This window comes from Streptomyces sp. NPDC058239, assembly GCF_042882185.1.
In the GTDB taxonomy this organism is placed as follows: domain Bacteria; phylum Actinomycetota; class Actinomycetes; order Streptomycetales; family Streptomycetaceae; genus Streptomyces.
Window position 1 is genome coordinate 9,610 of sequence record NZ_JBHVWS010000084.1, and the last position, 21,552, is coordinate 31,161.

At 69.7% G+C, this 21,552-nt stretch carries 22 protein-coding genes and 2 pseudogenes; 15 read left to right on the plus strand and 9 right to left on the minus strand.

Annotation, left to right across the window (positions count from 1 at the left end; translation table 11 throughout):
- Window positions 1–239 precede the first annotated feature (239 nt).
- The 5 genes from ACFVYE_RS44040 (at window position 240) to ACFVYE_RS44060 (ending at window position 5,471) form a co-directional block, all read left to right on the plus strand.
- Window positions 240–1,202 (plus strand): LLM class flavin-dependent oxidoreductase, encoded by a 963-nt coding sequence (locus ACFVYE_RS44040; RefSeq protein WP_389609135.1) that lies wholly within the window; start codon window positions 240–242, stop codon window positions 1,200–1,202.
- Window positions 1,199–1,801: a flavoprotein gene (locus tag ACFVYE_RS44045; protein ID WP_383976599.1), complete on the plus strand. Its 603-nt coding sequence runs from the start codon at window positions 1,199–1,201 to the stop codon at window positions 1,799–1,801. The genes ACFVYE_RS44040 and ACFVYE_RS44045 overlap by 4 nt, the downstream gene beginning before the upstream one ends.
- Window positions 1,798–2,748, plus strand: coding sequence for a hypothetical protein (locus tag ACFVYE_RS44050; protein WP_389609137.1), 951 nt, complete (start codon window positions 1,798–1,800; stop codon window positions 2,746–2,748). Before ACFVYE_RS44045 ends, ACFVYE_RS44050 begins: the two co-directional genes overlap by 4 nt.
- Window positions 2,745–4,964, plus strand: coding sequence for a prolyl oligopeptidase family protein (locus ACFVYE_RS44055; RefSeq protein ID WP_389609139.1), 2,220 nt, complete (start codon window positions 2,745–2,747; stop codon window positions 4,962–4,964). The genes ACFVYE_RS44050 and ACFVYE_RS44055 overlap by 4 nt, the downstream gene beginning before the upstream one ends.
- A 144-nt stretch (window positions 4,965–5,108) precedes the next feature.
- Entirely contained in the window at window positions 5,109–5,471 is a 363-nt protein-coding gene (locus ACFVYE_RS44060; protein ID WP_389609141.1) for a hypothetical protein, read from the plus strand.
- Between the two features lie 282 nt (window positions 5,472–5,753).
- Here ACFVYE_RS44060 and ACFVYE_RS44065 read toward each other — a convergent pair whose 3' ends face one another.
- The gene (locus ACFVYE_RS44065; protein WP_383976593.1) at window positions 5,754–6,365 is read right to left on the minus strand and encodes a hypothetical protein; all 612 of its coding nucleotides are present in this window, start codon (window positions 6,363–6,365) and stop codon (window positions 5,754–5,756) included.
- Window positions 6,366–6,554: 189 nt separating this feature from the next.
- On the opposite strand from ACFVYE_RS44065, the gene ACFVYE_RS44070 reads away from it, so the two are divergent.
- Entirely contained in the window at window positions 6,555–6,887 is a 333-nt protein-coding gene (locus tag ACFVYE_RS44070) for an NUDIX domain-containing protein (protein ID WP_389609148.1), read from the plus strand.
- Between the two features lie 198 nt (window positions 6,888–7,085).
- Here ACFVYE_RS44070 and ACFVYE_RS44075 read toward each other — a convergent pair whose 3' ends face one another.
- The 4 genes from ACFVYE_RS44075 to ACFVYE_RS44090 form a co-directional block, all read right to left on the minus strand.
- On the minus strand, window positions 7,086–8,366 hold the full coding sequence (locus ACFVYE_RS44075) for a glycosyltransferase family 39 protein (protein ID WP_383976591.1): 1,281 nt from the start codon (window positions 8,364–8,366) through the stop codon (window positions 7,086–7,088).
- A complete protein-coding gene (locus ACFVYE_RS44080) occupies window positions 8,363–9,586 on the minus strand; it encodes a glycosyltransferase (protein ID WP_389609143.1) in 1,224 nt (407 codons plus the stop codon). Before ACFVYE_RS44080 ends, ACFVYE_RS44075 begins: the two co-directional genes overlap by 4 nt.
- 68 nt (window positions 9,587–9,654) lie before the next feature.
- Window positions 9,655–10,161 carry a cellulase gene (locus ACFVYE_RS44085; RefSeq protein ID WP_383976588.1) on the minus strand — a complete coding sequence of 169 codons (507 nt, stop codon included), beginning with the start codon at window positions 10,159–10,161 and terminating at the stop codon, window positions 9,655–9,657.
- Between the two features lie 11 nt (window positions 10,162–10,172).
- The gene (locus tag ACFVYE_RS44090; protein ID WP_383976586.1) at window positions 10,173–10,679 is read right to left on the minus strand and encodes a SigE family RNA polymerase sigma factor; all 507 of its coding nucleotides are present in this window, start codon (window positions 10,677–10,679) and stop codon (window positions 10,173–10,175) included.
- A 795-nt stretch (window positions 10,680–11,474) separates the two neighbouring features.
- On the opposite strand from ACFVYE_RS44090, the gene ACFVYE_RS44095 reads away from it, so the two are divergent.
- The 3 genes from ACFVYE_RS44095 (at window position 11,475) to ACFVYE_RS44105 (ending at window position 12,378) form a co-directional block, all read left to right on the plus strand.
- Window positions 11,475–11,891 (plus strand): hypothetical protein, encoded by a 417-nt coding sequence (locus tag ACFVYE_RS44095; protein WP_383975867.1) that lies wholly within the window; start codon window positions 11,475–11,477, stop codon window positions 11,889–11,891.
- A gap of 114 nt (window positions 11,892–12,005) precedes the next feature.
- Complete coding sequence (locus ACFVYE_RS44100; protein ID WP_383975869.1) at window positions 12,006–12,140, plus strand: hypothetical protein; 135 nt, start codon at window positions 12,006–12,008, stop codon at window positions 12,138–12,140.
- Between the two features lie 76 nt (window positions 12,141–12,216).
- Entirely contained in the window at window positions 12,217–12,378 is a 162-nt protein-coding gene (locus ACFVYE_RS44105) for a hypothetical protein (RefSeq protein ID WP_383975871.1), read from the plus strand.
- 293 nt (window positions 12,379–12,671) lie between these two features.
- Here ACFVYE_RS44105 and ACFVYE_RS44110 read toward each other — a convergent pair whose 3' ends face one another.
- The gene (locus ACFVYE_RS44110; protein WP_383975873.1) at window positions 12,672–13,196 is read right to left on the minus strand and encodes a hypothetical protein; all 525 of its coding nucleotides are present in this window, start codon (window positions 13,194–13,196) and stop codon (window positions 12,672–12,674) included.
- 273 nt (window positions 13,197–13,469) lie between these two features.
- Between ACFVYE_RS44110 and ACFVYE_RS44115 the strand changes: the two are divergent.
- Window positions 13,470–13,640: pseudogene (locus ACFVYE_RS44115) on the plus strand (GNAT family N-acetyltransferase); the annotation flags it as partial.
- 33 nt (window positions 13,641–13,673) lie between these two features.
- Here the strand turns inward: ACFVYE_RS44115 and ACFVYE_RS44120 are convergent.
- From ACFVYE_RS44120 to ACFVYE_RS44130, 3 genes and pseudogenes are all read right to left on the minus strand, one after another.
- A pseudogene (locus tag ACFVYE_RS44120) lies at window positions 13,674–14,964 on the minus strand (Tn3 family transposase); the annotation flags it as partial.
- Between the two features lie 230 nt (window positions 14,965–15,194).
- Complete coding sequence (locus ACFVYE_RS44125; protein ID WP_389609146.1) at window positions 15,195–15,893, minus strand: DUF4158 domain-containing protein; 699 nt, start codon at window positions 15,891–15,893, stop codon at window positions 15,195–15,197.
- A gap of 529 nt (window positions 15,894–16,422) precedes the next feature.
- On the minus strand, window positions 16,423–17,010 hold the full coding sequence (locus tag ACFVYE_RS44130) for an ALF repeat-containing protein (protein ID WP_383975877.1): 588 nt from the start codon (window positions 17,008–17,010) through the stop codon (window positions 16,423–16,425).
- Window positions 17,011–17,692: 682 nt separating this feature from the next.
- Between ACFVYE_RS44130 and ACFVYE_RS44135 the strand changes: the two genes are divergently transcribed.
- From ACFVYE_RS44135 to ACFVYE_RS44155, 5 genes are all read left to right on the plus strand, one after another.
- A complete protein-coding gene (locus ACFVYE_RS44135; protein ID WP_383975879.1) occupies window positions 17,693–18,274 on the plus strand; it encodes a hypothetical protein in 582 nt (193 codons plus the stop codon).
- Window positions 18,250–18,816, plus strand: a complete 567-nt coding sequence (locus ACFVYE_RS44140) for a hypothetical protein (protein ID WP_383975881.1) — start codon at window positions 18,250–18,252, stop codon at window positions 18,814–18,816. The genes ACFVYE_RS44135 and ACFVYE_RS44140 overlap by 25 nt, the downstream gene beginning before the upstream one ends.
- A 47-nt stretch (window positions 18,817–18,863) precedes the next feature.
- Window positions 18,864–19,178 (plus strand): hypothetical protein, encoded by a 315-nt coding sequence (locus ACFVYE_RS44145; RefSeq protein WP_383975883.1) that lies wholly within the window; start codon window positions 18,864–18,866, stop codon window positions 19,176–19,178.
- Between the two features lie 71 nt (window positions 19,179–19,249).
- Complete coding sequence (locus ACFVYE_RS44150) at window positions 19,250–19,825, plus strand: hypothetical protein (RefSeq protein WP_383975885.1); 576 nt, start codon at window positions 19,250–19,252, stop codon at window positions 19,823–19,825.
- A gap of 134 nt (window positions 19,826–19,959) precedes the next feature.
- Entirely contained in the window at window positions 19,960–20,892 is a 933-nt protein-coding gene (locus tag ACFVYE_RS44155; RefSeq protein WP_383975887.1) for a CPBP family intramembrane glutamic endopeptidase, read from the plus strand.
- Window positions 20,893–21,552: the final 660 nt, after the last annotated feature.

The following is a 21,552-nucleotide window of genomic DNA, read 5'->3' on the forward strand; positions in this document are numbered from 1 at the left end:
TCTTTTTTTTTTTTTCTTCCGGGGCGCCCCCTCCCTTTTGGGGTTTTTTTTCGTCTCCGTTCCCGGCCCACTCCGGTGGGGTTTTTTCTAACACCCCCTTTTTGGGGGGGGGCCGGTCGCCCCCCCCCCCGCCCCCCCACGGCCCTGTACGGCTCCGGGCAGTTCGCACCCGGCGGCAGCGGCGGAACGTGTCCTTTCCGGCAGGAGTCCGAATGCATACATCGATCATCCTTCCTCTCATGCCCATTGACGGAGAACAGGCGTTGCCTTTCGCGGAACTGGTCGGAAAAGGGCCCGCTTCCCGGTTATGGACCGGCCAGTCGTTGTTCATCGATCCGCATTCCGTCCTCGCATCCGCCGCGGGAGCAGGCGCCCGGGTGCCCGTCGGCACGAGTGTCGCGCTCATGCCGTTGTCGCACCCCTTCCAAGCAGCGCTCCAGGCACGCTCACTGGCCGCACTCACCGGTCACCCCGTGGTCGTCGGCCTGGGGACGGGACCGGAGCCCTTCGTCAAGGCGATGCTGGGCAGCACCTACCGCAGCCCGCTCGGGGCGGTGCGGGAGTACGCGTCCATCGTCCGCGCGCTCCTCGACGGCCAGGTCTGCGCATCGTCGGGCGACTACTACTCCGCAAGGGGCGGCCTGCCCCCGATGGACGCTCCCGCCTGCGAACTCGGACTCGGCGTGCTGCGCCCTCGCATGGCCGAACTCGCCGGTGAACTGGCCGATGTGGCGGTCACCTGGCTGACCCCGCCGTGCTACCTCGGCGAGACCATCGTGCCCGCGCTGGCCAGGGGCGCGGAACGCGCCGGCCGGCCACGGCCGCGAGTGGCCGCGGTCGTGCACGTGTCTCCGGACGCACCCGGGCGTGACCACGTCCGTACCGTGCTGTCCTGCTCCCGCCCCCACCTGCAGGCCCCGCACTACGCCGACACGCTCCGCGGCGCCGGTGTCCCCGTGACCCCGGACGACCTGCGGGGAACCACGGAACGCCTCATCAGCAGCCGCACCGTGGCCGTCGGCAGCACCGAGGAGATCCTCACCACGCTCTTCGCCTATCGTGAGGCAGGCGTCGACGAGGTCATCCTCAGCGCCTTCGGGATTCAGGCCGAGGGAGGAACGGAGGCGTCCCGCCACGCGCTCGGCGCCGTCCTCGACGCCGTCGCCGCAGCCGAGCGTCCCGCTCTGCGGAGCCCGGCATGACGGCGGTCTTCCCGACGCCTCCGCCCTTCTCCGCCGAGCGTCTGCTGCTGGTCGGAACGGGCGCCCTCGGCGTCTTCTCCCTGCCCGGCTGGATGGGGTGGCTACGCACGTGCTACCCCACGCTGGAGACGAGGACTGTGCTCACCAGGCAGGCCACCGCCTTCGTCGCCCCCGCGGCCCTCACCGCCATCGGCGGCAACGAGATACTCCACGACGAATGGCCCGCTCAGCCGCGGACCACGGCCCTGCACGCCGAACTCGCGGAGTGGGCCGACGCGGTCGCCGTCTTCCCGGCGACCTTCCACTTCGTCAGCCGCCTCGCCCTGGGGCTCGCCGATACCCCGGTCCTGCTCGCCTTGCAGTGCACCGCCGCTCCCGTGGCCCTGGCACCGGCCCTGCCCCCTGGCGGACTCCACAGCCACGCCTTCCAGTCCCATCTGGCCGCCCTCCGGACACGCGGAAACGTGCTGGTCGCAGGACCCGAGGTCGGTCCCAGTGTCACCACCGGCCGCACCGACGCCTCGACCGCCGCCCCCCTTCCCGTCCTGCTGGAACTCATCGAGAAGCACCGGACGAGCATGCCGGGACCGGGCGCATGACGGACACGCAGCCGCCGCACCGCACGGAGACGGTGATCGACTCGTACGGAACGGGACACGTGCACACCCGGATCCTGCTGCGCCCCGACGGACGGTACGACTGGGTGCGCACCCCCGGCGCCGCCAGGACGCAGCCCTTCGGCGTCCCTTCGACCACGTTGGTCGAGACACTGGCCGCGACCACCGCCGATCGTCCCGACACGGCCCTGTGCGTTGTGCCGCGGACCCACGGTGGCGCACTGCGTTACGCGACGAGCGGGCATCGGTCCATCGCCTGGACGCTCCTCCGAGAGGGGCCCGCGGCCCACGCGACCGTCCGGAACCTGCTGCGCGCCCAAGGCGCGGCACTGAGCCGCATGCATGCGGCACCGGTGCCGGCCGGCCTCCCCACCCTCGTACCGTCTCCGCTGCGCCGGCTGCTCGCCTGGCTGGAAGGCACCGTGGACGGGCCCGCCGACCGGCTGCACACCCTCGTCCGGCGGGTGATCGGCCCGGCCCGCTGGCACCGTCTGCGGTCATGGGCCGACCGACTGACCGAAGCCTCTCCCGGCGTCCCCTTGCACGGCGGTCCGAGCCTCGGCCTGCTGGTGCCCGCCCCGCATCACGACTCCGTTGCGTTGCTCACCGGTGAGGACGCGGGACTCGGGCCCTGGCAATGGGACGCCGGCTGGGTGCTCGGCGAACTGGCGGAGTTCCGCGACGTATCTGGCCGCTCGCACCCGACGGGCGACGGCTCCGTGTGGGACGGCCTGGAGACAGCCTTCCTCGACGGGCTCCAGCGCGCTCCCGACGAGACGACCCGGGGCACGGCCGTACTGCGCCGTGCCCTGCATCTGCACGACTACTGCGCCTTCGTGCGGTGGAACGAGCAGGAAGTGCGCGCCTGCATCGCGGATCTGATCCGCCTGATCGACAGCCGGCAACGACAGGAGACCACCCCGCGATGAGCACCGATGTCTTCACCGATGCCCGCACCTCCCACCCCCAGGCCCGACGCTCCGGACTGGTCGAGACGCACCACGGACACACGGTCGCCGACCCGTACCGCTGGCTGGAGGAGCGGGACACCGACGAGACCCGTCAGTGGCTGCGTGAACAGGACCAGCTCAGCCAGACGGTTCTGAACCGGCTCCCGGGACGCGCGTGGCTACGGGCGGGTGTGCACCAGTTCCTGGCCGTCGGTATCGTCGGGCCGCCCGTACAGCTCGGCGCGCGCCGCTTCTTCATGCAGCGCCGGGCCCAGGACGAGCACACCGTGGTCCGCGTCGTCGAACCCGACGGCGCCGATCGGGTCGTGCTCGATCCTGTGGCGCTGGACCCGTCCGGGGCAACCGTCCTGGACGCCTGGCATCCGGACCATGACGGACGCCGCATCGCCTACCAGGTCTGCGTCCCCGGTGAGAGCAGCCGTCTCTACGTCCTCGACGTCGACACCGGAGAGGTCCTGGACGGCCCCATCACCCGGTGCCGCATGTCTCCGGTGGCATGGCTGCCCGGCGGCGAGGCGTTCTACTACGTACGAGCTCTGCCCGACCCGGCCGTTCCACCCGGGCAGCAACGGTACGACCGGCGTGTCTACCTGCACCGCGTCGGCACCGATCCGGACACCTACGACCACTGCGTGTTCGGCGCGGAGGGCGCGCGAACGACCAGGTACGAGGTGGCTGTCACCGACGACGGCCGATGGCTGACCCTGGCGAGCTCCGCCGGCGCGACGGGTCGCAACGGCCTCTGGGTCGCGGACCTGGCGGACGGCGATCCCCGGCAGCCTCGCTTCCTTCCGGTGAGGGCAGGGGACGGTGGCGCCGCCACCGTCGTCATCGGCCGGAGCGGTCGGTTCTATCTGCGTACCGGCCGGGGAGCACCCCTGGGGCGGTGTGTGTCCGTCCACTCCGGTGAGCTCGGCACGGATGCCGTGCCGTGGAGAGAGATCCTGCCCGAGGACCCGGAAGCCCGTCTTCAGCACCTGGCACTGCTGGACGGTCCCGCGTTGGAACGCCCCGTTCTGCTCGCGGGCTGGGAGCGGCACTCGGTCAGCGAGATCACCGTGCACGATGCGGCGGATGGGTGCCCGCTGGGCACGATCGCGCTGCCCGGGCCGGGCCTCGTCGGGGAGATACGCGGTACGGGCCACGAGGCGTGGTTCACCTACACCGACGCCCTCACTCCGGGGACCGTCTTCCGCTGGGACGCGCTGACCGGGACCACGGAGGTGTGGGCGGGCGCGGGCCGGGCAGAGACGCAGGTGGGCGAGGACACACCGGCCGCCGCGCACACACCGCGCGGGTCGACGGGGCTCAAGGCGACGGTGCAGCGGATGGTCTGTCATTCGCAGGACGGGACCCCGGTGCGGATGACGGTCGTGGCGCCGCGTGACCGGAAGGGGCCCGTTCCGACCGTGCTCTACGGATACGGCGGGTTCGGACTCTTCCCCGGCCCCATCTACAACCCCGAGATCCTCGCCTGGGTGGCGGCCGGCGGTGTCTACGCGGTGGCTCATGTGCGGGGCGGCCCGGAGGAGGGCGCCGCGTGGCACACGGCCGGCACCCGGGCCCACAAGCACAAGTCGTTCGAGGACTTCCACGCCGCGGCCGAGGCCCTCGTTGCCGAGGGCCTGACCACCCCCGATCGGCTGGCGATCTGCGGGGAGTCCAACGGCGGACTGCTGGTCGGCGCCGCCCTGACCCAGCGCCCGGACCTGTACCGTGCGGCAGTGTGCACGGATCCGCTCACCGACATGGTCCGTTACGAGCGTTTCGGATTCGGAGCCTCGTGGACCACGGAGTACGGGAATTCCGCGGTGGCGGAGGAGTTCGGCTGGCTGTTCTCCTACTCCCCGTATCACCACGTCCGGCCGGGCGCCGATTACCCAGCCGTTCTCCTCACCCTGTCCGAGGAGGACGTTCTGGTGGACCCGATGCACGCGCGCAAGATGTGCGCGGCGCTGCAGCACGCGGCCCCGGGCACGGTACGGGAGGACGGCCGGGGCCTCGTGCTCCTGCGGCGCGACACGGGCGTCGGCCACGGCGCGGCAGCCCTGAGTCCGTTCGTCGAACTGCTGGTGGACCGCCTCTCGTTCATGGCTCGGCACACCGGACTGCGTCTTCCCGACGCGGCCCCGTGGGTACCCGCTGCGGAGGCGGACACGAAGGTCGTGGCGTGAGTGCGGTGCAGTTGGTGCCGCCTCGAAAGGGTCACCTGGCCGTTCCTGGCTATCCGACGGCCAAAGTGCCAACTGGGAAAAGGAGTTGGAGTGTGGCCACTCGTGCACGGCTGGGCTGAGCAGCGGTGGATGCTGGCCCGCGTAATGACCCTGATCGGCCGGATGTTCCACGTCTCCTACTCCGTGGAGGGCAGCAGCCGGCACGGCGAGCGAGGTCTGGCCGCGGACGCAAGGACCAGCCCAGGGCTTCGGCCGGCGCGACTTCCGGGACACACTGATCCGCGCCCGCATCCAGCTCGGCGGCTCGATCGTCCTGGTTTGGGACAATGTCCGCTTGCACCTGACCAAGCCCCTGCGGGAGTTCATCGAAACAACATCGGACTGCTCGCCGCCGCTGACCTCAGACAGATCACCCGCGCCGTGAAGCGCAGGCTCAAGATGCTGCAGTACCGACCGGAGGTCATCGACGGCTGCCTCGCCGGCACCGACCTGGTCATGGACGCGTGAACGGGCCGCCGAATGGCGATAGGACGGGTGGCTCTGTTCGGCATTCCTGGCAGTGGTTGTTCACGGGTTCAGGAGGCGCCCCGGTCCGCGATCGGGTGATGGCCACGAGTTTTGACGCACTGGGGTTCTTGCCAGGGCAATGGCGGAATGCTCCTGAAGGTACTGGTCATACCGCGGACGTAGACGGTCGAGCTGTACGCGGCGATCCGGCGTGACCACCGTGGCGGCATGACGACGCGGAGCTTGAGCGAAAGTACGGTGTATAGGGGTACGGGGACCACCTCAGCCGAACCACACGACCAGGCGTACATTCTCGTCCCCGTATTCGGCGGCAAGATCCCGCATCGCCTTCCAGACCGCGGCCCAGCGCCCCTCGTCCGGAGGGGTGAGCATCCGCGCCGTGAGGACCACGGGCCGGTACACCACGCCGCCCAGATGCACCTCGCCGGCCAGCGGCCACTCCGACGGCGCGAGGAGCGAATCCCCGCCGAAGATGTCGGCCGCCGCCTCGCCCAGGTCGGGCGTCGCCCATGTGACGTCATGCAGGATGAGCTCGCCGTCCTCGCCGGGCCGCCACTCGCCCACCCAGGACCATGCGGGCCCGTCGGCGAGTGGCCCATCCCAGTCGACCGCGGCGACTTCGGCCCACGTGGCGTACGTATGGCTGTGCTGGTAGTCGCCGACGCCGGTCTCCCGTACCGGGGCCGAGACGTCGTTCGGAAGCCCTCGGTGGGCGAAGAGCGGACGCTCCACACCCCACGCCCTGCTGACACCGAAGAGACAGTCCCACGCGTCGTGGTCCCGCCCCAGCCGGAAGTCCAGTAGGTCAACCTCGGTCTCCCAGCACCCGTCTGCCGAGCGGCTCTCGATCGCACCGTCTATGTCTGTCCCCATGAGGACGACCCTAGGACTTGGCACTCACCTGGTCGACGGCCGGCCAGGCGCCTTCAACTCTCGTGAACAACAGCACACTCCCTGACCACCGGCTGCTGCTCGAACTCATCGACAAACGCTGTTCTCGGAAGTGAACGAAGCCAGACGCACCTTCTTCCCTCTGAGTACTACGCCTCGCTTCCCAGGCATATCGCCGGTGCCGGGGCGATCATCCACGACGCCGCGGGTCGCATTCTTCTGGTCCAGCCGTCCTGTCGCACCGACACTTGGGAGATTTCCGGTGGCGGACTGGATGTGGGAGAGAGCCCACCGCAAGCAGTCCGGCGCGAGGTCCAGGAGGAGCTCGGTATCGACATCACACCTGGCCGGGTGCCGGGCGTCGACTGGGTACCGGAACAGGCCGACGGCCGCCCGCCGCGGGCCAACTACCTCTTCGACGGCCGGCTGATAACGCGCGGAAATCAGACACGAATCCACCTCGGCCCGGACGAGCTCACCGCATGGCAGCTGACGATCGAGTGAGACACCCTTCTCGCCTCACACATGGCCCGCCGCCTGCACGCCTGCTTCCGGGCACTGGCCCGGGGCACCACCGTCTACCTGCACGACGGACGCGACCCCATCCGCCCCCAGGCCTGACGCCCTGTCATCCAGCGGCGGCTACGTCGGCACAGCCTGGACCCGTCGTGGTCATCGGGCATCCATTCCTGGGTCTGTCGGCTACGGGACGCCGAGTTCGAAAAGGGCGTAGCCCGCGTATGAGCCGGAAGCCAGGGCCGCGATGCCGAGGAGCATGAGCTGGTGGGTCAGGCTGAGGCGGCGCAGGGCGAGGGCGAGCGGGAGAAAGAGCGGGAAGAGGGGGAGCAGATAGCGGGAGACGTTGCCGAATATCTGCTGGCTGCCCAGGACGAGGACGAGGGTGAGGACGGTGTAGACCATCAGGACGGCCGGGGGACGCAGCCGGATCAGCAGCGGAAGCAGTGCGAGCGCGAGCAGGACGACACCGACGCCGATCAGGTCCGCGACGGGCCAGGCGGAGAGATAGTCGAAGTGGCCCACCGGGACGGATGTGAGGACGTCGAGGGTGTGTCGGCCGTAGTCCCACTCGTGGGCCCAGGCATCGGACTGAAGCCTGAAGTAGCCGCCGTAGTCCCCCATTTGGTGACCCACCCAGCCGAGATAGGCGAGGAGGCCGAGCGGGGCGACGGCCATCGCGGCCACCGGACGCAGGATGCCGTCCCGGCGACGGTAGAGCGCGAGCAGGGCCGCAACGGCGACGGCGGCGATCAGCGCCACGGCGGTGGGCCGGTTGAGCCCTGCCATGCAAGTGAGGAGGCCGGCGGTGAGCCAGCGGCGGCTCAGGACGGCATGGCAGGCCCAGACGGCCAGGGCTACGTAGAGGGCGTCGGAGTAGACCGCCCACTCCACGCCGGAACCGGGCCAGACGGCCCAGAGTCCGGCCGCGGCCAGCCCGGCCCGTCTGCCGCCGAGGCGTTCGGTGATGGCGTAGATGCCCAGGGCGGCGGCCAAGGAGGCGACGACGGAGACCAGCAGGCCGGCGCCGTACGGGCCGAGGCCGGTGAGCTCGGAGACCAGCCGCATCAGCGCCGGGTAGAGCGGGAAGAACGCCGCCGAGTTCCCTTCGAGGGTGATCGGGCCGGTGGCGCCGGGGATCGGGACCAGCTGAGGGGCGTACCCGTGCACGGCGATCTGCTGGTACCACCAGCCGTCCCAGCTGGCCAGGACGTCCCAGGGGTGGGTGCCGCCGCCGAAGCGCGGGTTCTTCGTGCGGTAGTCCCCGGCGGAGTGCAGCAGCCACATGAAGGCGGCGAAGCCGATGAACTTGAGCGTGCCGTAGACGGCCAGTACGGGGCCGTAGTGCTCGGCTGTGTGGCGCAGCCGGCGCCGGCGGTCGGGGCCCGTGGTGGCGGGCTGCTGCGACAGCCTCGCGTTCCAGCTCAGGGTGCCGGTCGCGGTCGTACGGGCGGTGGTCCTGATCATCCGCGGAACACCCACGCTCGGAAGAACAGGAACCGCAGCAACGTCGCGGCCAGGTTGGCGGCGAGGAGTACGGCGAGTTCGGTGGCCTGCCCGGCCGAGGGCACCGCGTGGTGCAGGGCGGCGAGCGATCCGCCGGTGAGCGCCAGGCCGATCAGGAGGACGACCAGGCCCCTGCCCTGGTGGCGCAGCACACCGCCGCGGCCACGGAGGCCGAAGGCGAGCCGCCTGTTCACGGCCGTGTTGGCGACGGCGCAGACCAGCAGCGAGAGTGCGTTGGCGGCCTGGGATCCGGCCACCGGGCGCAGCGCCGCGTAGAGGAGCAGGTATGCGAGGGTGCTGACGGCTCCTACGGCGGCGAAGCACACGAGTTGGGTGGCGAGCCTGCCCGGTGCGTCGGCGCCACCGTCGCGGAGCGACCCGCCCGGCGGCAGCGTGTCCCGCGCCAGTGCCCGGCCGATCCTGGCGATGCCGCGCAGGTCGGCCAGTGCCGTGGCGAGGATGTCGACCCGGGTGTCGGGATCGTCCACCCAGTCGACCGGCACCTCATGGATGCGCAGCCCGGCACGCTCGGCGATCACCAGCAGTTCGGTGTCGAAGAACCATTCTGAGTCCTGTATGAGGGGCAGCAGTCGCTCGGCCACATCACGCCGCACCGCCTTGAATCCGCACTGCGCGTCGGAGAAGCCCACGGCGAGGACGGAGCGCAGGAGGGCGTTGTAGCAACGAGAGGTGATCTCTCGCTTGGGGCCGCGCACCACCCGGGAACCGGGGGCCAGGCGGGTGCCGATGGCGATATCGGAGTGGCCGGAGAGCAGCGGGGCCACGAGCGGCAGCAACGCCGTCAGTTCCGTGGACAGGTCCACGTCCATGTACGCGAGTACGGGGGCCGACGAGAGCGACCAGGCGGTACGCAGCGCCCGGCCGCGCCCCTTCTCGGCCAGCCGAAGCCACTGTGCTTCGGGCAGTTCGTCTGCCAGCCGAGCCGCGATCCGCGGGGTGCTGTCCGTGCTGGCGTTGTCGGCGATGGTGATCCGGAACGGATAGGGGAAGGTCTCGCACAGGTGTGCGTGGAGCCGCCGCACGCTCGGCTCCAGATCTCTCTCCTCATTGAACACGGGGACGACCACGTCCAGGACGGGCTCCGGGTGGTGCGTCGTCACCGGTGCGCGGTGCGGCAGTCTGCTCAGGTCCTTCAGGGTGAGCGACCCTTGATTTCTCATGTTTTTTCCTTTCTGTGACCTGGTACGGGGCAGGCCGAAGAGACTCGGGGCGACGCCGTGCTACGGCGTTACGGGGTGACGAGCGAGGACGAGGCGGTCGGCGGCTGGTTCCGCGCGGTCGCCGTACCCGAAGGCGGGGCCGAGACCGAGGACGGCGACGCGCCCTCCGTGCTCCCCGGCAGGGTCTCGGTGGCCGTGGCCGTAATCCCGGTCGTGGCCGGCGGCGTGATTGCGGCGGTCCCGTCCGGGGATGCGGGGGCAGTGGAGGTATCCGAGGAGGAGGGTGCGCTCGAGGACGCGTCGGGTGTCGCGGGCGGGGTGGAGAGCGACGGGCTCGTCGCGGGCTGTGGGCCGGGGTGGCTGGGCTCGACCCGGGTCGCGTGGCCGGGCAGCAGGAGCAGTCCGACACTGAGGCCGACGACGGCCAGGACGGAGCCGACTGCCCTCTGCGCGGCCCGTCTCCGACAGCGGACACGCACCCCTGCCCAGAGACGTTCCCGGTGCTTCGGCTCGAAGGGTGCGGGCGCCTCGGTGTCGCGCATCATCTGTGCCAGCTGCCGCTCGAAGTGATCCATGGGGTTCTCCTTCACCGCACCGGCTCGTTCACATTGCCCAGGAGCTGCCTCAGCTGTGCCACTCCGCGTGCGGCATGGGACCGAGCCGTGCCCACCGGGCACCCGAGCACCTCCGCCACCTGCCCCTCGGGCAGGTCCTGGTAGTAGCGCAGCACCACCGCCACCCTCTGCTTCGGCGACAACTGGGCCAGCGCGGCCTCCAGCCGGGAACGCTCAGCCACGTCCGCGGACACATCGCCGACCACCGCCGCCTCGGGCAACTGTTCGACGGGGCGTTCACCCCACCAACGCCGCTGTCCCGAGCGTGCCGCCGCACGCGTCATCACCTTGCGGACGTACGGCTCCGGTGCGTCATCCGCGACCTTGGGCCAGGCGAACCAGAGCTTGACCAAGGACTCCTGCAACAAGTCCTCGGCCCGATGCCGATCGCCTCCGACGAGCAGACGGGCCAAGTGGACCAGCACCGACCAGCGGGCAGCCACAAACTCGTCGAACGCACGGGCTCGACTCTGCTCCATCCACACTGTCCCTGTTCTCGCCGGTCTCCTACACCCTGTAAAAGGCACTGGCACGCGGCCCACGATGCACTTGCGGACCGTGATCTGGGTCACAGGGCATGTCGACGGCAAGCGCGAGACACTCCTCCGTCCGTCCCGTCCCGTGCCGTCAGCGACGCCGACGACGAGGACGCGGTTCGACGGCCCTGCCCGACGGCCACCCGCCCGACGGGAAGGGCACCGCCGTCGAAGACCAATGGTGCAGACCCCTTCGGCCGCCGTCTGAATCTGCCGGGTGTCAAAATCCATTGCCGGTTTCTTCGCAGGATCTGCCCCGCAACCCCTGCAGCCCTCGGCTCATCTGACGGGCCGAGGGCCCGAGAGACGGGCAAGGGCAGCCCAACTGTCCAAGCCTGGAGAGCCCCTCTGGCATCGGGCGGCCGCCGGGTCGTTGAAGGACGGCATCCGAGCCGTCCTCGCCCACAAGCGTCGGGGAGCCCCCGCATCGGCGCCCGCACCCTGGCTCTCCAGGGCGTCATGACCACCCAGGGAGCCGGCGTGAAGGCCCGCACGGATCACTCATCCGTGCGGGCCTGCACGCTGCTGTCGTCCCCGGGCACGGGCCCAGCCTGCAGCTACTCGAAAGCTGTTCGAGGCGCCATCGCCCCGGCCTCGCTCGGCTGTTACAAGACCGCGACAGAGTCCCGATGAACGTCTGCCTCCGCTGTGCCGTCGTTTCTAGTGACTACGCCAATCGACACGTAGGTGCCCTTTGGCGCGAAAGGCTGTTCTCACCATAGAAGGGGCAGATCTGTGATGGTCTCAAAGCCGCACTCCCTGCGCATTGCCGTCGTCGGTGTCCTCGGCGCGGCCTCCCTCTCCCTTATGGGTACCGCGATGGCAGCAACCCCGGCCGCGCACACCGCAACCCCTGTCGTCGCGCAGAAGGCCGTGCCCGCCAAGGCCGGCATCACGGCCAAGCCGTCGGTGTCCTCCGTCCGCGCCTGGCAGCTGTTCCGGGTCACGGGCCAGACCACCGGTCTCAAGGCAGGCAGCAAGGTGACCCTTCAGCAGAAGCAGCACGGCAAGTGGGTCAGCCTGCCCGCGTCCACGAGCATCTCGCGGGACGGCTCCTACTCGCTCGGCGTCAAGCTCGGGCTGAAGGGCAAGAACGACCTGCGCATCGTCAGCGGTACCACGGCCTCGCCGGCCTTCAATGTGACGGTCCGCTGAGACGCGCTGCCACTGCGGCAGGGGTGGGCTGTCGGCGCCGGGGCGGTCCCACCTGCCCCGGCGCCCGTACCGGACGGAATCGTAGGTGACGCGGTAGACGCGCTGCTCCTGGACGTGACCGCTTGGACGGACGAGGAACGTGAGACGGGAGCGATGCTGATCACGGAGATCGACGCCGACGGTCCGGGCGGCCGCGCCGAGTACGAGCCCAGACCCGGCGCACTGGACAGGTGGGATCAGGCTGCGTAGGCGAGGAAGCCGGCCACGGCAGGGGTGCGCTGGTGGTGCAGGCGGAATCGACACCACCGATCGTGTCGATGGCCTGGTGACCCAGGTCGAGAGCGGCGTTCATGTCGCCGAGGGCGAGGTGGGCCCAGGCCTGCCGGACCTGATGGATCACGGTGCCGCGCGCATCGCGGTCGCTCTTGTGGGGGTCTTCGTGGGTGAAGGTCTCGCGGAAGTTCTCCAGGGCGCGCGGGGAACGTGACGAAGCCTTTCCCCCACATTGGGGGAAAGGCTTCGTGAGCGAGCGCTGGGCAGGCCTTGCACCTGCATTTTCCCGCAGGAAGCGGGACGTCTTTCCTTGGACCACCAACGCAGTGTCAGTCGCCGTGAGTTGCGGCGAACTTCCAAGATCAACTATAGCGCATGCGGCCGTCGGTCGGCCCCGGCCATCGCAGAGGCTGTCGAGCAGCAGACCAGGGCGATGCGCGCGCGGCTACGCGCGGCAAGCGCGTCCTCCGTGGTGCCAGCCGCCGCGGTGATCCGGCCGAACTGCTGCTACTCCTTCACGTCGTCGATGGCGATGCGCAGCGCATACATGCCCGCCAGCACGTCGGCGACCGACCCTTCGGCCCGGTCCAGAGCCCGCCGGGCGCCTTCCTTGTCACCCTGTTCGGCTTGGAGGTGCGCGCTGAGCAGGTCTGCCGATGCCACCACGGCGGCCATGGACGCTGCCTGGCCGGCGGGAGGCGGCTCTTCCTCGTTGGTGTCCATCAGCTGCACGGCGGTTCGCTGCATCCGGTTGGACAGCAGGAGGGACGCCAGAGGGGAATCGACCCCCACCTTCTCCATCCACCCCATCACCGATTCAGCGAACTCCTCGAACAGGTCCTCACCCGATCCGGTCGAAGCAGTGATCTCCAGTTCCACGGTGGCCAGCAGTGCGCCCATCAGCCGCAACCGGTCCTCCGCCTGCGGCCCTGCGGGCCACAGATCCGGGTCCAGCACCGGTTCGGCGCCCAACGCGACCAAGGCCGAGTAGATCTGTTCCGCACTCACCGGATGTTCGCTGCTGATGCCCACGACTTCAGCTTTACCGAAACCAGCGCCAGAGCGCGCGGCCACGCCGCCCTGCGGACGAAGGTTCGCCCAGGCTTCCGTTCTTTGGCGAGGGACGCGTAGGAGGAGTGCGCGGCGAGGCCCGGGCGGGGATGCGAATGGTTCCGGGACAGGTGGTGCTGCTCCGACACCCTCTGGTGATGGGGTGCCCGTTGCCGGGATGCGCCACGCCTGCTGGCGGATGACGCTGGATACATGACGGCCACCTGGTCCGGGATGCTGCAGTTTGGGCATGGCTGGTTCGCCGACGCGCTTCCCGGCGAGCCGGTGGTGCTCTGCACCCAGACCGCCAACGACCGCTCGATGCACCTCGCAGCGAAGCTGGATTTCACTGAGGTGCAACGGTACGAGGCGTGGGGCGCCGAACAGTGGATGGGCGTGTGGTCCCCGGTCACGCCGCCCGCTTGAGCTCGTGCCCGGGAAGGGGTGGTGTGCCGGCCGTCAGCCTTCGTCGTCTTCGACGGCATCCGGGTCCCGGAAGGGGCGCAGGCCCTGGCCGGGGCCGCCTTGATGTTGAACAGACAGCGGCCCAAGAAGTTGATGTGCCGGTCCTTGAGCGGGGAGAGCCGGGCGACGTCCTCGTCCTTGATGTCGTGGCCCTCGGCGCGGAGCCGGGCGACGGCCGCGTCGAGGTAGCGCGTGTTCCACAGCACCGCGGCGTTGAGGACCAGGCCGAGAGCGCGGCGAGCTGGTCTTCTCGGCCCTCGCGGTACGCCTGGCGGATCTGGCCGCGGCCGCCGTGGCAGATCGCGCGGGCCAGACGATGGCGGGACTCCTGCACGGTGAGCTGTCGGTTCATCAGGCGCCGGTAGGTGTCGTCCATCGGATCGACCGGGGCGAGCAGATGCATGGCCTTGTCGATGCGGCCGTACTCGGCGAACGCGGCGCCGAGTGGCGTGGGGTGTCCCTCGCGGCCGAACATCCGCAGCAGGTCGTGGGCGCGGACCCGGTTGGTGATGAGTGATCCGGCGATGCGGAGCATGTCCGGCCAGCGGGTTTCGACCCGCTGGGGGTTGACCTTCTTGCGGGCGATGTCCTTCAGCGGCCCGTACCCGGTGGCCGCCTCCTCCCCGTCGGGCAGGTCGGCACGCCATAACCGCTGGTCGGGAAGGTCGCGGAAGCGCGGGGCGAAGCGGAAGCCGAGCATCTTGTACAGGCCGAAGGCCATGTCGGAATACGAGGCGTTGTCGGTCGCGACCATCTCCGGGTTCACGCCGCCGTCGAGGTTCAGCAGCGTGTCCAGGGGGTAGAGGCTGCCGCGCGGGATGCCGCGTACGACCATCGCGCCGAGCTTGTTCACCGACAGACGGGCCCGGCCGCCGCCTTCGGGGACGACCATTTCCACCATCGCGTCGTCGCCGGCCTCCTCCAGCCGGTTGGCCATCTGTCGCCATGCCGCGCCCAGTCCGCGCGTGAGCTGGTCCAGGTGCTCGCCGGCGACCTCGGTCAGGGACAGGCCCGCGAGTATTTCGGCGCGCATCGCCTCCCACCGTGGGCCGTCCAGCAGGCGGGTTCGCGGGGGTCCGCCCACCGGTTGGACGGCGAGGCGAACACGTCGCCGGTTCAGGGCGTGGTGCAGCTGCTCCAACACGCACACCACATACGCGTCACGGTAGACCGCGCCCTGGGGCAGCTTGACGTTGGAGAACACCGCCCGCTTCCACATCGCCGGGACCAGCTCGGCGTCGAGCTCGCGGGGCAGTAGCGGCCGGTCTTTGACCCGGCGGCGTGCGAGCGCGGGCAGGCGACGCACCACCTTCAGGATGTGCCGCCCAGCCGGGGCGGACAGCACCGCAATCAGGTCCAGCGCGTCGTCGACCGCCTGCGCATCCAGTTGGCGCACCACCGCCGTCAGCAGGGCGGTCCGCCGAGGCTCCGGGGCCCGCTCGATCGTCTGCGCCTTGCTGAGCTGCCCCCACCGCGCCAGCGTGGACAGCCGGTTCACTGGCACCTGCGGCAGGTTCACCCGGCCCAGCGCGAACGCGGAGAACCGAGACGCCTGGGCAGCAGCACCCGGTTCTTGCGCAGCCACGTCACCGCGTGGTTGAACAGCGCCACGGGCCCCTCGGCGTGCGTCCACGCCCGCCCGTACAGAAAGCTGCGGAACTCCCACCCCCACTTCCGATCGGTGAAGTCCCGGCACTTGAACCGCTGCTGAATCTCATCGGCGTGTTCGTACGGCGTCCTGCGGTGCTCCGGATACCGCTTCACGCATGAGGCGTCCTCGATGCCGAGCTGCCCGGCCAGGTACTTTTCAGTGTGTTGCAGCGGGCGTGCAGTGCGGTTCCGGGGGCACGCAAGGCGTTTTCGTATGCCTGGGAGCCTGGGAAGCGAGTGGTGTTCCGACCGCAGGTGACGGCGTGCGGCTGGTTGGGGTGGACGCGTGCATGCAGCCCATCGACTTCGGCGGCGTAGTGGAGTGTGCGCCTGGTGCCGCCCCTCAGCGCGGTGCGCCCGTTGGCTGCCCGGTCCTGGACATCCTCGCGCCGTCTCTCGTGGGCGGACCGGCGGGTGGTGCTCGTGGCCTCGCCGGTCTGGTCCGACGTTGTGCCGCCCTCGCGCGCGGCGACGACGGCGCCTGACCATGGCCTCGGGCCTGGGGAACTGGTCGAGGGCGGTGCGGAGCAGGTCGCCGGGGGAGGGGTCCGCGGTGACTGGCATGGCGTCAGCCGCACGGCATGCAGACAGATTGGTGGCGACGGCGAGTGCGACGCGGGATTCGTCCCGGGGGGACGGGTGCGCGGCGCAACGTCGTCGGCGGACGTGGCATCGGTGTCCGTGGTGGCTGTCATGGCGTCAGGGTTGCCCTGATGGCTTCGTACACGAGAAAGGGTTCTGGCACACATTCCATGCGCGATCTTGAGTCCGGCTCCACCGGACCCCGGTGACGCGTGGTCCGCGCAGCTCACACGACGCGCGCCTTCTGCTGGCGAGAGCCAGCAAGATCTTTCACGGAATGTGTGCCAGAACCCCAGTTTGGGAAGCAGTCGGCGCCCGCGGACGTGTTGAAATCTTCAGGGATTTGGACAGCGCTGGTGAGCGGGCTGCGATTGACGGTGCTTCCTGCTCATCCCCGCCCTCGGCTCAGGAGTGCGGCCGCAGCTGCTCTATCTGTTCCCCACCCGACGGAGCGGCGACCCATTGGGGACCGCGCGGGGATGGCCTTTCCGCATAATCCTCGGCTGTGGATCTAGCCGACCACCTCGTACTGCCCGACCTCCAGGAAATGCCGCAGCTCCTCCGGCGTACCGTCGATGGCATCCTCGGCAGCCGCGCGGAGGGCGTCGCTGATAGTCGGGTCGGCGAGGATGCGGAAGATGGCGACGCGGTCGTCCTCGGCCTGGGCAAGGCGGTAGCCGGTCTCCAGGAAGGCGCGCAGAGCCTCCGGGGTGTCGGTCTCAAGGGCCTTGGTGGCCTCTCGGACGACCGCCTTGCCGGAGTTCTCGGCCCCCAGGATGCGGAAGATGGCGACGCGGTCGTCCTCGGCCTGGGCAAGGCGGTAGCCGGTCTCCAGGAAGGCGCGCATGTCCTCCACGGTGCCGTCGAGGGCCCTGTTGGCCTCTCGGACGACTGCCTTGCCGGAGTCCTCGTCCGCCAGGATGCGGGCGATGGCGACGCGGAGGTCGTCCTCCGACATCTCGTCCACCGGCGTCTCGGACGTGGCCGTCGCGGTCGTGGACGTGGCCGTCGAGCCGGTGGCGAACGCCGGGGTGGTGAAGAGAAGGGCAGGCGTCAGGGCGGTGGCCGCGACGAGCAGAGCAGCGCGGGTCGGTCTCATGGGTGTGTGCCTCCGTGGTCGAGCTGTCGGTGAGAAGATCCTCGCCGCTGTGTGCCACAGAGATGAATTCCGGGAGTCGGCAGTCTTCATCGACTGGTCGTTGCCGTCTGCGCACCTGGTCAGTCGCGGGCCGGGCCGACCAGCTACCAGTGCGCCCTTCGCCTGCCAGGCCGATCCCGAACTGCGAATCGCTGGAGCCTCCGGTAGGTCATCGAGTGCCTGGGATCGGGTGCTGTCACTTCTCGGGTTCTGGTTCACATTCCGTGGAGCATGCACGCTGAGTCACGTTGTCGGGCGAGTCGGCACTGGGGAAGTTGTCCGTAATTGGCCCGTATTGGGTGCGGTGTGGCTGACAGTTCGGCCCGTGGAAGCGGTGGTGCTCCGGCTGGAGGAGTTGCTGTTCCCGTCGATCGCGGACGTGGCGGTGGTGTCCGTCGCCGTTATCGACGAGGCGGTACGCACAGAGGCTCGAAGTACGGTGGCTGGGGCCATTTGTCCCGGATGCGGGAGCTGGTCATGGCGGATTCACAGCTCCTACCTGCGATTTCCCGCTGATGTGCCCAGCGGAGGCAGACAGGTCGCTCTCTGTTTGCGCGCGCGTCTGCAGGTTCCTCTGCCCGGTCATCTCGTGCGGGCGGCGGACCTTCGCCGAACAGCTGATGAGCCGCTGTCTTCTGGCCAGTTGCCGCCCTCCGTACGACCCGCGGCCTTTGCCGCCCCGACGGCTGACACCCTCGGAGCCGTCACCTTTCGCGAGCGGTACGGTCTGCGGCGCGCGTACCTGCTGGGCGCCCTGTACAGCGGCATTTCGGGCCGCGAGATGCTGGGCGCGGCGGCCAAGGCCGGGCTGCTCGGTTTCCTGGGGACCGGCGGCTTGCCCCTCGACGAGGTGGACGGCCTGCTGCGCGACCTGGCCGGGGAACTGGGCCCGGGCGGCTCCTTCGGCGTCAACCTGCTGTACCGGCACGGCACCCCCGAGGAGGAGTCCACCCTGGTGGACCTGCTCCTGCGGCACGGCGTCGACATGGTCGAGGCGTCCGGCTTCCCGCTGATCACCCCGGCGCTGGTCCGGTTCCGCCTCAAGGGCGGCCGGGTCATCGCCAAGGTGTCCCGCACGGACGTGGCCGCCGAGTTCCTGGCCCCGCCGCCGGAGCGGCTGGTCGCCCGGCTGCTGGAGGTGGGCGAGGTCACCGCGGAGGAGGCCCGCGCGGCGGCCGGACGATGGCGGACGATCATTGCGTGGAGGCCGACGGCGGCTGGCTGAGCAGCACGGCCGACCTGCTCACCCTGCTGCCCGCCGTGCTGCGGTTGCGCGACACGACCGCGACGGGCGGCCACCGGGTGCATGTGGGGTGCGCGGGCGGCATCGGCACGCCCGAGGCCGCCGGGGCCGCGTTCCTGCTCGGCACCGACTTCGTCCTGACCGGCTCGGTCAACCAGCGCTCCGTGGAGGCGGCCACCAGTGCGGAGGTGAAGGACATCCTTCAGGAGGCCCGCGAGTACGACGTGGACATCGCGCCCTGGGGCGAGCTGTTCGACCTCGGCGTCCAGGCCCGCTACCTCAAGCGGGGGCTGTTCTTCCCGGCCCGGGCGTCCCGGCTGCACGAGCTGTGGCGCCGGCACGGCTCGCTCGCCCAGCTGGACGACGAGACCAGGAGCCAGGTTCTCGACCGGTACCTGGGCGGCGAGGCCCCCGCGCCTGTCGCGGCAGGCAGCGCCCCCGAGCAGCAGCTGAACGGATCACCGCGCGGCGCGCGGAACTGGATGAACTCGAAGAGCGGCTGGCCAAGGAGCTGGCGGAAGTAAGGGCCGAGCGGGACGAACTCACCGTCGCCGAACGCGTCCTTGAGCGGGTGAGCGAGCAGCTGGTCGACGAGCGCGCTTCGGCCGTGCCGGTACGGGGCCAGGTGGGTGGTCGGGCGGTCATGCTGATCCCGCACCGCGCGCCGGACGTGGAGGAGAGCACGCTCCCGTCGGACTACCAGTGCATCCTCGCCGCCGTGCGGCAGGCCGCCGGACCGGTCAAGGCCCGGCAGGTCGGCGAGATGCTGGGGGTGGACGTCAGTGTGCGGAACAAGCTGGAACCGCTGCGCGGGAAGCTGGTGAGACTGGCCGACCGTGGCTGGCTGCGCAAACTTCCCGACGGCCGGTTCACAACCCGTCTGTGACCCGGGACGCTGCCGCCCGCAGCGGTGCGGTACGGCGTAACCGGGGCGCCCTCGGTGGCTGTTGGAGCTGTGTGACGAGAACCGAAGAACGCGCCGAGGACTCCTGCCCGCTTGCTTACCAGTGCCGTCTGCCACTGTGCACGAGCACCGTCAACCACCTTGCCGACGTGCTGCGCCGTCACCTGAAGGCGATACGGTCCAGGTGGCGGGTCCTGCCGCCCGGGAGGATCGCGGTGATCGTCCTGGCCGTGCTGCGTCACGACCAGCGCCTGGCCGACATGGCCGGCGGGAACAACGTGTCCGAGACCACCGTCCGCCGCTGGCGCGACGAACTGGTCGGACTGCTTGCCGCGCAGGCCCCTCGTCTGGACCGCGCCCTGAATAAGATCGCCAAGCGGGGCGGGGAGGTGGTCCTGATCGACGGCACCCTCATCCCCACCCAGCGCCGCACCGGAAGAGCCGACCGACGGAACTACTCCGGCCCCACAAGCTCATCCCAGGCCAGAAGGACGCCAACCGCGTCCTTGCCACCGGACGCGCACCAGCCGAACACGGCTTCGCCCACCTCAAGAACTGGCGGACCCTCACCAAACTCCGCACCGACCCCGCTCGTGCCACCCAACTCCTGTGCGCTCTGCTGGTCCTGACGAACCTCGAAGTCAGCCGCTGACTGTCTTCGATGGGTGGAGAGGTCTCCCTGCAGGAAGGGGAGTCAGCTCCACTGTCGATATGCGCTCTAGCTGGATTCCTCGCTGCTGCGCCGATCCGTAGGTTTCACGTCATGACGCTTTCAACCAGGCACTTACCGCTCGTCAACCGGCGACGTGGTCTGTTCATCTTCCTCGCTGTCGCTTACATCGGCATGTGGGCGGCCATGTCACCACTCCTGGCCAGCGGTTACCAGCGCGGTGACGCACGCGAGGAGACTGGTGCACTGGAGCAGGTGTGCATCGCGGCCGCGATGTTGGCGCCTGCCCTCGCCGCAATCCTCGTCGTCCGCTGGGTCGAGCGCAGCGGCCGGGTGCGGGACACGCTCGCCCTGCGCTGGACGAAGCCCTGGGGGCGTGCTGCACGGGCGTGCCTGATGGCCTTCGTCGTCCCCGCCGGCCTCACCACGGCTGCTCTTGTCATCGGCACCTTCGCCGGCCGCTACCCGTTCGGCGGAGTGCACTGGAACGGGCTCGGCGCGTGGGCGGCCGCAGCGGTGCTGAACATGCTGGTGTCGCTTCCGCTGTTCTTCGGCGAGGAACTGGGCTGGCAGGGCTACCTTTTTCCGCGCCTCGCACAGGACGGTGACCGCCGGAGCCTGATACGGGCGTACGCAATCACCGGCGCGGCCTTCGCCCTGTGGCACCTGCCCACGCTGCTGATGGGCGGCCAGTACCCAGGTCGGCCCTGGTATGTGTCGGTGCCCGCCATGCTGGTGAGTTGCCTCCTCATCCTGCCAGTCTTCACATGGCTGCGTCTGCGCTCCGGCTCGGTCGTACCCGCCGTCATCGGCCATGCGTTCGTGAGTTCGGTGAGTGTCGCCATGGTCACGGAGTTCGCCGATTCCAAGGCAGCGCTGGATCCCCTGCACATGAGCATGGCCGGATGGCCCGGCTGGATCGTCACAGGCGCGTTCGTCGCCTTCCTGGCGCTGACCGGCCGACTTCAGCCATCCTTCTACACGGCCCGAACCGTCCCTCACCCCGCATCGATCCGCAGACTGTGAGTGCGTGTTCTGCGGGGCCGACCACGGGCCGAGCCACCAAGGCCTGGGCAAGGGCGTGCGGGCTGAGAGTCCACGGCCAGGTGCTCATCCACATTGCGTGAACCCGTTGACGTACGCCCCACGCACCGCACCCGTCCAGGGGCGTAGCCACGCAAACGGACATTGGTGTTCCCATCCTGAACGTCCATGTCGAAAACACGCTGACAAACGATCTACTCCGCAGACTGCCGCACACGACCAGCGCGAGTACTCCGGAAGACCGTCACACCAGCCCTTTGACCTGTGACTTCAAGTTGGCGGAGGCTCACTGTGGGTCAGTGACGTCTCCGTCTGGCGGGGCTTTCCACGCCGGATCCGGCCGGGGCCGGAGTCGGTTTCCACTGGTGGCACCAGCCGTGCCCGGACCCGGGGACCGTCACCGGCTTCCCCCGGAAGCATCCGATGGAGTACGGATACTCTCCGCATGCTCGCCGCCCTCCAAGCGCCGTGCCCCACTGACTGGGCACCGCCCGGCGACACCCCGCCGGCCGACCGGGACTAAACCCAATACCGGTGTTTTAGGGCTTCGTGGGGTTGGGACTGTTTTGGTGGGCTCGGCGAGGGTGACGACGGGGGTGTCCGGGCGAGGCGGGTTGTTGTGTTCGGTGCGTTTGAGCGGCC

Coding starts and splice junctions, on each gene's coding strand:
- ACFVYE_RS44040 (WP_389609135.1), top strand. CDS start 240: ATGCCCATTGACGGAGAACAGGCGTTGCCTTTCGCGGAACTGGTCGGA.
- ACFVYE_RS44045 (WP_383976599.1), top strand. CDS start 1,199: ATGACGGCGGTCTTCCCGACGCCTCCGCCCTTCTCCGCCGAGCGTCTG.
- ACFVYE_RS44050 (WP_389609137.1), top strand. CDS start 1,798: ATGACGGACACGCAGCCGCCGCACCGCACGGAGACGGTGATCGACTCG.
- ACFVYE_RS44055 (WP_389609139.1), top strand. CDS start 2,745: ATGAGCACCGATGTCTTCACCGATGCCCGCACCTCCCACCCCCAGGCC.
- ACFVYE_RS44060 (WP_389609141.1), top strand. CDS start 5,109: ATGACCCTGATCGGCCGGATGTTCCACGTCTCCTACTCCGTGGAGGGC.
- ACFVYE_RS44065 (WP_383976593.1), bottom strand. CDS start 6,365: ATGGGGACAGACATAGACGGTGCGATCGAGAGCCGCTCGGCAGACGGG.
- ACFVYE_RS44075 (WP_383976591.1), bottom strand. CDS start 8,366: ATGATCAGGACCACCGCCCGTACGACCGCGACCGGCACCCTGAGCTGG.
- ACFVYE_RS44080 (WP_389609143.1), bottom strand. CDS start 9,586: ATGAGAAATCAAGGGTCGCTCACCCTGAAGGACCTGAGCAGACTGCCG.
- ACFVYE_RS44085 (WP_383976588.1), bottom strand. CDS start 10,161: ATGGATCACTTCGAGCGGCAGCTGGCACAGATGATGCGCGACACCGAG.
- ACFVYE_RS44090 (WP_383976586.1), bottom strand. CDS start 10,679: ATGGAGCAGAGTCGAGCCCGTGCGTTCGACGAGTTTGTGGCTGCCCGC.
- ACFVYE_RS44095 (WP_383975867.1), top strand. CDS start 11,475: ATGGTCTCAAAGCCGCACTCCCTGCGCATTGCCGTCGTCGGTGTCCTC.
- ACFVYE_RS44125 (WP_389609146.1), bottom strand. CDS start 15,893: ATGCCAGTCACCGCGGACCCCTCCCCCGGCGACCTGCTCCGCACCGCC.
- ACFVYE_RS44130 (WP_383975877.1), bottom strand. CDS start 17,010: ATGAGACCGACCCGCGCTGCTCTGCTCGTCGCGGCCACCGCCCTGACG.
- ACFVYE_RS44155 (WP_383975887.1), top strand. CDS start 19,960: ATGACGCTTTCAACCAGGCACTTACCGCTCGTCAACCGGCGACGTGGT.